A 10,497-nucleotide genomic window follows, 5' to 3' on the forward strand; every position below is an offset into this window, starting at 1 on the left:
CGCACTCCTCGAACGACTCCATGCGCGACGGCGACACGCGCGCGGCCTCGGCGGCGAGGTCGTGCAGCGGGGCGTCGGTCGATGGAGGCATCACGCCGTACCACTCGGCGGGATCCGCGCCGGGCACCCGTTCTCTCGCCAGCACCGCCAGCTGTGCAGACGCGTGATCGCGCAGGGACGCGGACGAAGAGGCGGTGAGCGCCCGGCGATGCCGTGCGACAAGGCCGCGCAAGGTGAGCGGATGCTCCGCCGACGCGTGCAGCTCGGGTGGGTCCGGGGGCGGAAGGAAGCCGAAGAACGGGCTCGGGGTCATGTCATCGTCATCGACCGCGGTGATCAGCAGGCGGTCCCGCGCCCGGGAGATGGCGCGCACGAACAGCCGAAGCTCGTCGTGCAGCGCGGCACGACGACGATCGAGCGCCTCCGGCGCGTGCTCGGCTGTTCCGGCTCTGGCCGCGAGCAGCGCGTCGGCGAGGCGCCAGGTCTGCAGCATCCCTCCGCGCAGTCGCACGTTCGGCCAGATGGAATCCTGCACACCTGCGACCACCACCGCGTCGAATTCGGTTCCGAGAGCGGTCGCCGGGGTGAGCAGCGTCACGCGCCCCGGGCGATCGGGACTCGACAGGGAGTCTTCCGGCACCTCGCTGTCGAGGACGTCTCTGACGAACGTCTCGGGCTTCTCATTCGGGGTGCGCTCGACGAACCGCTTCGCGGCACCGAACAACGACACGAGGGCGTCGAGCGCGCGCGCCGTCTCGGCACCGCTCGGCTGCGATGAGATCTCTCGCCATGCGATCTGGAGCCTGCGGCCGTCGACGGCCCTGGCCTGATCCCAGACACGCCACAGCAGGTCATGGATCGTCCCGCCTGCGGCCGCACCCTCCGACATCTCGGCGATGGTCTGAGCGAAGCGCGCCGCCGTTCGAGACTCCTGCGCGTCGATCAACGTGAAGTGGTCGGGAGACGTCAGAGCCTGGCGCAACAGTTCTCGCGCCGGCGTCGAGCCCCCGTGGTCGAGCTCGAGGTGGCGGAGCCGAGCGCGTAGGCGCCGGAGACCGATCGCGTCCATGCCGCCGAACGGCGTCCGCAGCGCCTCTTCCCACTCCTGCGGCGTCCGCCGGTCGGGAGGCGTGAGCGCGAGCCTGACGATGCCGACGATGTCGCGGACGACCGACTCGCTGCCGAGGGGGCGCTGCACGCCCGCCGCCCGCGTCGGGATCTCCCGCGCCGCGAGTTCGGTCTCGAGCTGGGTGACCTGCCGGGTGTCGTGTGCGATGACCGCCATGCGGTCCCACGGGACGCCGTCGGTGAGATGCCACTCGCGCATGACTCCCGCGACACGGTCGAGCTCCTCGTGGGGAGACGGCGCGATGAACGTGGTGACCACCGCGTCGTCATCGGCCACGACCGCAGCGGGGGCGCGCCGATGATCGACCCGGCCCGACACCCCGATGGCCTGGGTGACGGTGCGCGTCAGAGATGTCAGTGCCGGGGCCTGGCGATGCGGCGCGTCCAGCACGTGCACGTCTCCGAGCGCGACGGCGAGCCGGGCGAAGAGCTCAGGGCTCGCGCCGCGGAACGCACCCGACGAGATGTCCGGATCGCCGAAGGCGAGCACAGCGATGCCCCGTGCTCGCAGCGCTTCGACCACCGCGATCCCGCCCCGGGTCAGCTCCTGCGCGTCGTCGATCAGGACGACCTTGAGGTCTGCGAGAGGCCCGAGCGCTGCGGCGTCCGCTGTCTGAAGGATCGTGCGTGCTTCGGCGAGCAGGTCGGCGGCGTCGCGATGCGACGCCCGCGCCTGATCGAGGACCGCGCGATATTCGACGAGGAAATCTGCCGTGGCCGACCAGACAGCGTCATCCGCCGCATGCAGCTCGGCAGGCTGCGCCCCCAGCTCGACGCATTCGGCGATGAAAGCGCGCAGCTCGGAACGGAACCCCTTGGAGGCACGGACCGACGGGCTCAACGCCTCCGGCCAGCGGATGCGCTGGTCTTCGGCGTCACCCGCGAGAAGCTCGGCGATCAGGCGGTCCTGGTCGGCTCCGGTCAACAGCGCCGGCGGCTCTGCACCGGCCCGCACGACCGCGCCGCGCACGACCTGGAAGGCGAACGACCCGAGCGACCTCGCCAGCGGGCCGGGTGTCGCCTGGCCGATGCGGACTCCTATCCGGTCGCGCAGCGCGGTCGCGGCCTGCCTGCTCGGGGTGAGGACGAGAACCTGCTCCGGACGCATCCCGACCGAGTCGAGCAGATGCACGACTCGCTCGGTGAGAGTGCGGGTCTTGCCGGTACCGGGCGCCCCGATGATGACTCCGGATGCCGTCGGGTCAGCGCCGATCACGGCGATCTGCGCGGCATCCTCTGTCATGTCATCCACGCTACTGCGGCACGCCGACATCGCCGGCCGACCCGGGCGGACGCCGCTGTGCGCTCAGGGCGAAACAGACCGGATCGGCGGATCCCGACATCACGCCGCCCGGTAGAGTTGGGCTCAGTCGTCGGCCCCGTGGCCGACTCGACCACAGCATCGTCGACTGGAAAACAGGAGTACGCGTGGAAATCCGCATCGGCATCATCAACACCGGCCGCGAGCTCAGCTTCGAGACCGCGTCGAGCGCGGACGAGGTCCGCGCTCAGGTCTCTTCGGCTCTCGAGCAGAACACCTCGCACCTCAGCTTCGCCGACGTCAAGGGCAACTCCTACCTGGTTCCCACCGCGAACCTCGCCTACATCGAGCTCGGTACCGAGGAGTCCCGTCGCGTCGGCTTCTTCGCCTGACGCCGCGATGTTCATCCTCCTCGCGCTCATCGGGGCCTGTGCGCTCGGCATCGCCGCCCACTACGTGATCGGTGGGCGGGAACTGCGCGGAGTCGCACTCACTCCGGCGATGGCCACCGCTCTCGCGGCGATCGTTTACACCGGACTGCAGTGGCTGGGCGTCGGCGAGGACAGCATCTGGCTGTGGCTCGCGAGTGTCATCGGCTCGGTGCTGATCGCGGCGGTCGTCACGGTCGCGATCGTGGCCTCACGCCGCCGGTCAGACGCCACCGCCAAGGCAGCCCTCGGCATCTGACCGTCGCCCCTCAGAGCTAAGAGGCCAGGCCCATCGCATCCATCCGACGGGCGTGCGCGCCCATCAGCTCGGTGTAGACCAGCTCGACGCGATCTTCGCTCATGGCCGCGAGCTCAGGCTGTCGCAGCGCTGAACGGCAAACGAGGAGGGGGTCGCCGACCAGCCGCCGCGCCAACAGCGACAGCAGCGAGCGCCATTCCCCGTCGCCGTCGATGGTCTCCTGGATGATCGCGACGATCTCATGGCGCGCATCGTCCTCGCTGAGGATCTCTGCCACCCGCTGTCCGGTCTGGCCGTAGCTGGAGGCGAGCGCGAAGTAGAAGTCGTCGAGCATCCCCGCCGTGATGTAGACGGCCAGCAGAGTCTCGCGGGGGCGGGCGCCGATGGTCTTGCGTCGGAAGGCGTCGAGGTTCTCTCGGAACGGCAGCATGAGCTGCGTGGGGTCGTCTCCTCGCTCGGCGATCAGATCGACGATCCCGCGGTGCTTGGTCAGCGCGGCGCCGGCCGCTCGGGACAGCGCTTCCTTCTCGGAGAGCTCGGGCGTCGCGCGGATGAGCCGGGTGAGCGTCTCGAAGTAGCCGAGCTGCAGATAGGCGGCCTGCCCGAGGAAGCGAGTGAGCTCGGGGGCGAGTTCGGCGAAGTCGACCCTCGTCGACGTGCCTTGATCGCCTCGACTGCGCAACGTCAATGTGCGCCGGGGCGTCCTACGCTTCCAGAACCAGTTCACCACGGGGTTCACATTACTCGGGCGACGCGTCTCTTCCGGGCGTCGCCACCCCCTCGGGTAGGCTGGGGGTGTCCCCGCCGTCGGAGCGGGGCCCGCGCCTGTGGCACAAGAGACGGCGTGGATCCGTGAACATGGCGATCCTCGCAGGTCGCCGGACAGGCATCTGAACATTGACTACCTTCGCTGATCTCGGGATCGATCAGGACATCATCGACGCACTCTCCTCCAAAGGCATCGTCGACGCGTTCCCCATCCAGGAGCAGACCATTCCCCTCGGCCTCCCCGGCCAGGACATCATCGGCCAGGCCAAGACCGGAACCGGTAAGACCTTCGGCTTCGGCATCCCCGTCGTGCAGCGACTCGGCCTGAACCCCGAGCACGGCGTCAAGGCGCTCATCGTCGTCCCGACCCGCGAGCTCGCGGTGCAGGTGTACGAGGACATCGATCTGCTGACGAGCAACCGCTCCACCAGTGTCGTGGCGATCTACGGCGGAAAGGCCTACGAGGGTCAGATCGACCAGCTCAAGGCCGGCGCTCAGATCGTCGTCGGCACGCCCGGTCGTCTCATCGACCTCGCGGGCCAGCGTCTGCTCGACCTGTCGAACGCGACCGAGGTCGTGCTCGACGAGGCCGACAAGATGCTCGACCTGGGCTTCCTCGCCGACATCGAGAAGATCTTCCAGAAGGTCCCGACCGTCCGCCACACGCAGCTCTTCTCGGCGACCATGCCGGGCCCCATCGTCCCGCTGGCGCGTCGCTTCATGTCGAACCCGATCCACATCCGGGCGAGCGACCCCGATGAGGGTCTGACGCAGGCCAACATCAAGCACCTGGTCTACCGGGCCCACTCGCTCGACAAGGACGAGATCATCGCGCGCATCCTGCAGGCCGAGGGCCGCGGCAAGACCGTGATCTTCACACGCACCAAGCGTGCCGCGCAGCGCCTCGTCGACGAGCTCAGCGACCGCGGCTTCAACGTCGGCGGTGTGCACGGCGACATGGGTCAGGACCAGCGTGAGCGCTCGATGGCCGCGTTCAAGGCCGGCAAGCGCGATGTCCTCGTCGCCACCGACGTCGCCGCCCGCGGTATCGACGTCGATGACGTGACCCACGTCATCAACCACACCATCCCCGACGAGGACAAGACCTACCTGCACCGTGTCGGTCGCACCGGCCGCGCGGGCAAGACCGGCATCGCCGTGACGTTCGTCGACTGGGAAGACCTGCACAAGTGGGCGCTGATCAACCGTGCCCTCGAGTTCGGCCAGCCCGAGCCCGTCGAGACCTACTCGTCGAGCCCGCACCTCTTCGAAGAGCTCGACATCCCGGCCGGCACCAAGGGTCGCCTGGTCTCGGCCCCGAAGACCCAGTCGGTGAAGACGGAGCGCGCGCCTCGTCCGGAGCGCGCAGCGGATGCCGCAGCAGAGGGCACCGACGAGGGCGGCACCCGTCGCCGGCGCCGTCGTCGCGGCGGCGCCAACCCGGTGGGCTCGACGTTCGCCGAGGGCTCCGCCGATGCATCGTCCGCAGACGCGCAGTCCGCGCCGTCGACCGACCGCAGCGCAGAGGGCGCCGGCACCCATGACGGCGCCGGCAAGGAGCACCACGACGGAAAGCCTGCGCCGGCTCGTCGCCGTCGTCGCCGTCGCGGCGGCTCGGGCGGAGCAGGAGCGGGTCCGGTCGCCGGAGCCGGACAGACCTCAGAGGGGGCGGATGCTGCAGCAGCGGCATCCGCCCCCTCTGTCGTCGGCGCGACGTCAGGGGTAGCGCGGCTCGCTGCCGGAGGCCCGGTCGATCAGTCTCGCGACCATCTCGTCGGAGGTCGTGTTCTCGCCCGGACGATTGGGCTTTCCGGCCCCGTGGTAGTCGCTCGAGCCGGTGACGATCAGATCGTGTCGCGCGGCGATCGCGTGCAGGGTCTTCTTGCCCGATGCCGTGTTCTCGCGATGATCGATCTCGAAGCCGCCCAGACCGGCATCGATGAGCCGCTCGATGAACGACACCGGCATCATGCGGTCGCGACCGGTAGTGACGGGGTGAGCGATGATCGCCACTCCCCCGGCGTCCGTGATCAGGCGCACGGCGGTGAGCGGGTCGGGCGCATAGTGCGGTTCGTAGTACCCCTCGCGCGGGTGCAGGATGCCGTCGAACGCCTCGGTGCGGTCGCGGACGATGCCCCGGGCGACCAGGGCATCGGCGATGTGCGGGCGCCCCACCGTCGCATCCAGGGTCGTCTGCGCGAGCACGTCGTCCCAGTCGAGGTCGTAATCGCGGCCAATGCTGCGGACGATGCGCTCCGCCCTGCCGATCCTGTCGCCGCGGATCCGATCGGTCTCCGCCGCGATCGCCTCGTCGAGAGGGTCGAAGAGATAGCCCAGCACGTGCACGCTGCGCCATTCGTGCTTCGCCGACAGCTCCATCCCGGGGATGAACGTCATGCCCAGCGCCGCCGTCGCCTTCGCCGCCTCGTCCCACCCGGTGGTGCGGTCGTGGTCGGTGAGAGCAAGGGTGCGCACGCCGTGCGCGTGCGCCTGACGCACGACCTCGGCCGGAGTCTCCGTGCCGTCGGACTGGTTCGAGTGCATGTGCAGGTCTGAGGGACCCGCGAAGCGATGGGGAGGAACGACGGCCATCCACCGAGCGTACCGACGACTGCGGACGCCGGGCGCGTGGACGCACGCGGCAGGGACTTCACAGCGAGGACTTCTAGGCTTGAAGGGATGCTTCGTCTACTGGGGATCCTCTTCACGCTGCTGCTCGCGATCGCGACGGCAGTGGTGGTGTGGCCGCAGTTCTTCCACCTCGAGCAGACCTATCCGTTCGCGCAGATCGTGGCGGCTCGCGGCGTGGTCCTCGCGGCGTTCCTCGTCATCGCGGCCGTCGCACTGCTTCTCCTCCTCGCCAGGCCGCTGCGCGGCTTCGCCGCCTCCATCCTGATCGTCGCACTGCTGGGCGCCGGTGCCACGGGCGCGATCGGCGTCATGCGCGGGTTCGGAGCCGACACGCTCCCCGCTGCCACCGACTCGAGCGTCCGGGTGCTCACCTGGAACACCGCGGGCGACGAGGTCTCCGCCGAGCAGATCGCGCAGCAGATCCTCGATCACGATGCCGACATCGTGGCGCTCCCCGAGACGACGGAAGAGGTCGGCGAGCAGATCGCCGTGATGCTTCGCGATCAGAACCATCCGATGTGGGTGCACCACGTGCAGTTCAAGCCCGACGTCGTCGACGGACCGAAGTCCTGGCATACGACCGTGCTCGTCTCGCCCGACCTCGGCGAGTACTCGGTCATCGAGTCCTCGGAGGACGGCTCGAACAACACGGGTTCCGTGCCGAGCGCCGTGCTCATGCCCGTCGCCGGCAGCGGCCCCGCCATCGTCGCGGTGCACGCCGTCGCACCGCGCGTGGAGGACATGGCGCAGTGGCAGAGCGATCTGCGCTGGATCGCCGATCAGTGCCCCGAGGGCGACTTCATCCTCGCCGGAGACTTCAATGCGACGATCGATCACATGGCCGGGCTCGGCGTCGCCGGTGGCGACATGGGCTACTGCCGCGATGCGGCATCGCACTCCGGCAACGGCCTCAGCGGCACCTGGCCGAGCTCTCTCCCGGCGCTGCTCAGCGCCCCGATCGATCACGTGATGGCGTCGCAGAACTGGACGGCGACCGGCTCGGTCGTGATCGACGATGCAGGCCGCAGCGATCACCGCGGCCTCGTCGTGCAGCTCGCGCCCGCCGGCTGACATCCCGTCGTCGTCACGCAGGTGACAGACTGGAGGGATGAGCACCGCAGAACGCGACACGATCGCAGAGCCCACCACCGAGACCCCGGTCGAGGCGACCACCACGAACCGCAAGCAGCCGTTCCCGCGCGGGTTCCTCGACACCATCTCGACCGGGTGGGCCGAACGGCCCGAGTCCAGCCCCGAGCCGCGGGCTCAGGCGCCTTTCGCCGCCGTACGCCGGGCTGCCGTATCCGCCGCCTTCCCCGGTCAGCGACTCGTGATCCCGGCCGGTTCGCTGAAGCAGCGCAGCAACGACACCGACTACCCCTACCGCGCGCACTCCGCGTTCGCCCACCTCACCGGGTGGGCGTCCGATGCCGAGCCCGACTCGATCCTCGTCTTCGATCCCACCGAGGCCGGGCATGACGTCACGCTGTACTTCCGCGAGCGCGCGGATCGCACCACGACCGAGTTCTACGCCGATGCCACCGTCGGCGAGTTCTGGATCGGTCCCCGCCCGTCGCTCGACGGCGTGGCGGCCGACCTCGGGCTGACCACTGCCCACCTTCACGAGTTCGCCACGGCAGAGGGCGAGCTCGTGCTCGACGAGCACGACGATCCCACGCGCTTCGTGTCGGAGCTGCGCCTTATCAAGGACGAATACGAGATCGCGGAGATGCGCCGCGCCGTCGACATCACCGCGCAGGGATTCGAAGACGTCATCCGTTCGCTTCCCGACGCTGTCGCGCACGCCCGCGGCGAGCGCGTCGTCGAGGGCGTCTTCCACCGCCGCGCCCGTGAAGACGGCAACGGCGAGGGCTATGACACGATCGCGGCATCGGGCCCGCACGCGTGCTACCTGCACTGGACCCGCAACGACGGAACCGTCATTCCCGGCGATCTGATCCTCGTGGATGCCGGTGTCGAGGCCGACAGCCTGTACACCGCCGACATCACCCGCACGCTGCCCGTCTCCGGAACCTTCACCGAGGTGCAGCGCCGCGTCTACGAGACCGTCCGCGAGGCAGCCGACGCCGCCTTCGCGGCAGCTCGCATCGGAGTGCGCTTCCGCGAGGTGCACGAGGCCGCGATGCGTGTGATCGCCGCCCGTGTCGCCGAATGGGGCATGCTGCCGGTGAGCGCCGACGAGGCCCTCGATGCAGACGCCGGGGGTCAGCACCGCCGCTACATGGTGCACGGCACCTCTCACCACCTGGGAATCGATGTGCACGACTGCGCTCAGGCGCGTCGCGAGATGTACTACGACGGGATCCTGGCTCCGGGCATGGTGTTCACGATCGAGCCGGGCCTGTACTTCCAGATCGACGACCTCACCGTGCCCGCCGAGTATCGCGGTATCGGCGTGCGTATCGAGGATGACATCGTGATGACGCAGGACGGGCCGGTCAACCTGTCGGCAGACATCCCGCGCACCGCCGACGAGGTCGAAGCCTGGATCGCCCGCGTCCAGGGCTGACACCACTGCCACCTGTCGCCTCCGTTTGCAGGACCTGAGCACGCCTGCAGGACGAGAACCGTGTTCTCATCCTGCAGGCGTGCTCTCATCCCACAGACGGCCGGTGCTCGAACGATCCCACTGCGGGTGGGTCCGCGACGATCTCGACCTTGAACCCCTTCATCACTGCCGACCCCGGTACACGGCGGTGCGGAGCTCTACAGACCAGACATCGGCGGTCGGCATGTCGAGCGACTCGGCCACAGCGATCTCGGCCTCGACGTCGTACGGCACTCGCACGAACTGGATGCCGAAGGGATCCACGGTCGACGTCCCGCCTTCGAGGATCACGTACGACGGAACCGGAGTGTCGAGAGGTTTCCCGACGCTGCCGACGTTGAAGAGAGTGCGTCCGTCATTCGATTCGATGTAGGCGTCGTGGATGTCGGCATAGCCCACCACGTCGGGAAGCGGGCCGTCGCCGGTCATCTCGGTCGCCTCGAACATCGCGGAGAACTGCTCTGGTGTGTGGTGGAAGTGCACCCTGACATGCGGGCTCTGCGCCGACGCGTGGAACAGGCGGATCCGACGACCGCTGAGCACGAGATCGGCGCTCAGCGGAAGCGCCGCGAGCCATTCCCTGCTCGACGGCGACAGCGCGTCGCGCCACCAGAGCATCTCGGGCGGTCCGTCGTCGGGGATCGCGGGGAGGAAGTCGTCCCAGTTGCCGCGGACGTTCACCTCGCACACCGCGCGGCAGCGCAGCACCGCGTCCTCTCCTCGCGGGCCCTTGCCCGCCGTGTCGCCGAGGTTGACGACGCGGGTGATCCCGCGACGCTCGATGTCGGCGAGCACCGCCTCGAGGGCGGTCAGGTTGCCGTGCACATCCGAGAGCAGGGCGATTCTTTCCAGGCTCACCCTGCCATGCTGTCAGTGCCGGGCGAACTCCGCGACGATCGGGGCCAGCGACGCGCCGATCTCGGCGGCAGGGCGCTTGCGGCCCTTCACCTCGAAGGTGTGACCGCCGCCGTCGATCCAGACGACGCGTGCGTCCTGACAGGTCGCGACCACCTCGTCGAACTGCGTGACCGGCTGAATGAAGGGATCGTTCGTGCCTTCGACGAACAGCTGAGGGACGGCGATCGCCGGCAGGTGCTCCGCGCGGGGCTTCTCGGGCTTTCCCGGCGCATGGAGTGGATAGCCGAGGTAGGCGAGACCGTCGACCGAGAGTCCTGCGGCGACGGCCATGGAGGCCATCCGCCCGCCATAGGACTTGCCGGTCGCCCAGATGGTCGCGTCGGGGTCCTGCTCGCGCACGAACGCGACCACCGCGTTCCAGGTCGCGACCGCGTGAGTGGCAGGTCCCGGCATCCGGCGCCCCTGCTCGACGTACGGGAAGTTGAATCGCAGGGTGGCGTATCCGCGGGCGGCGAGCGCCTCGGCGAAGCCGGTGAGGAAGGGGTGGTCTTTGCCGGTGCCCGCGCCGTGCGCGATGATCACCGTCGAACCGTTG

9 protein-coding genes and 1 pseudogene are annotated in these 10,497 nt (G+C 69.1%); 5 read left to right on the top strand and 5 right to left on the bottom strand.

Annotation, left to right across the window (positions count from 1 at the left end):
- Positions 1 to 2,371, bottom strand: a 2,371-nt coding sequence (locus tag J7E68_RS14150) for an ATP-dependent helicase (protein WP_215173593.1), incomplete at its 3' end; no start/stop codon positions are given.
- A 185-nt stretch (positions 2,372 to 2,556) separates the two neighbouring features.
- Here J7E68_RS14150 and J7E68_RS20340 point away from each other — a divergent pair.
- Both J7E68_RS20340 and J7E68_RS14160 read left to right on the top strand, forming a co-directional pair.
- The gene (locus tag J7E68_RS20340; RefSeq protein WP_042541981.1) at positions 2,557 to 2,781 is read left to right on the top strand and encodes a DUF3107 domain-containing protein; all 225 of its coding nucleotides are present in this window, start codon (positions 2,557 to 2,559) and stop codon (positions 2,779 to 2,781) included.
- 7 nt (positions 2,782 to 2,788) lie between these two features.
- Positions 2,789 to 3,076: a hypothetical protein gene (locus J7E68_RS14160; RefSeq protein ID WP_215173595.1), complete on the top strand. Its 288-nt coding sequence runs from the start codon at positions 2,789 to 2,791 to the stop codon at positions 3,074 to 3,076.
- Between the two features lie 16 nt (positions 3,077 to 3,092).
- On the opposite strand, the gene J7E68_RS14165 is transcribed toward J7E68_RS14160, so the two are convergent.
- Complete coding sequence (locus J7E68_RS14165; protein WP_215173597.1) at positions 3,093 to 3,806, bottom strand: ferritin-like fold-containing protein; 714 nt, start codon at positions 3,804 to 3,806, stop codon at positions 3,093 to 3,095.
- Between the two features lie 167 nt (positions 3,807 to 3,973).
- Between J7E68_RS14165 and J7E68_RS14170 the strand changes: the two are divergent.
- Positions 3,974 to 5,494 (top strand): annotated as a pseudogene (locus J7E68_RS14170) (DEAD/DEAH box helicase); the annotation flags it as partial.
- Between the two features lie 66 nt (positions 5,495 to 5,560).
- Here the strand turns inward: J7E68_RS14170 and J7E68_RS14175 are convergent.
- Positions 5,561 to 6,436 (bottom strand): PHP domain-containing protein, encoded by an 876-nt coding sequence (locus tag J7E68_RS14175; protein ID WP_215173606.1) that lies wholly within the window; start codon positions 6,434 to 6,436, stop codon positions 5,561 to 5,563.
- Positions 6,437 to 6,523: 87 nt separating this feature from the next.
- Between J7E68_RS14175 and J7E68_RS14180 the strand changes: the two genes are divergently transcribed.
- On the top strand, positions 6,524 to 7,546 hold the full coding sequence (locus J7E68_RS14180) for an endonuclease/exonuclease/phosphatase family protein (protein WP_215173598.1): 1,023 nt from the start codon (positions 6,524 to 6,526) through the stop codon (positions 7,544 to 7,546).
- A 37-nt stretch (positions 7,547 to 7,583) separates the two neighbouring features.
- Positions 7,584 to 9,005, top strand: a complete 1,422-nt coding sequence (locus J7E68_RS14185) for an aminopeptidase P family protein (protein ID WP_215173600.1) — start codon at positions 7,584 to 7,586, stop codon at positions 9,003 to 9,005.
- 162 nt (positions 9,006 to 9,167) lie between these two features.
- Here J7E68_RS14185 and J7E68_RS14190 read toward each other — a convergent pair whose 3' ends face one another.
- Together J7E68_RS14190 and J7E68_RS14195 are read right to left on the bottom strand one after the other, a co-directional pair.
- A complete protein-coding gene (locus J7E68_RS14190; RefSeq protein WP_215173602.1) occupies positions 9,168 to 9,902 on the bottom strand; it encodes a metallophosphoesterase in 735 nt (244 codons plus the stop codon).
- Between the two features lie 12 nt (positions 9,903 to 9,914).
- The coding region (locus tag J7E68_RS14195) for an alpha/beta family hydrolase (protein ID WP_215173604.1) at positions 9,915 to 10,497 on the bottom strand (583 nt) is incomplete at its 5' end.

Origin of the sequence: Microbacterium sp. ISL-103 (assembly GCF_018613995.1) — a bacterium.
Classification (GTDB): domain Bacteria; phylum Actinomycetota; class Actinomycetes; order Actinomycetales; family Microbacteriaceae; genus Microbacterium.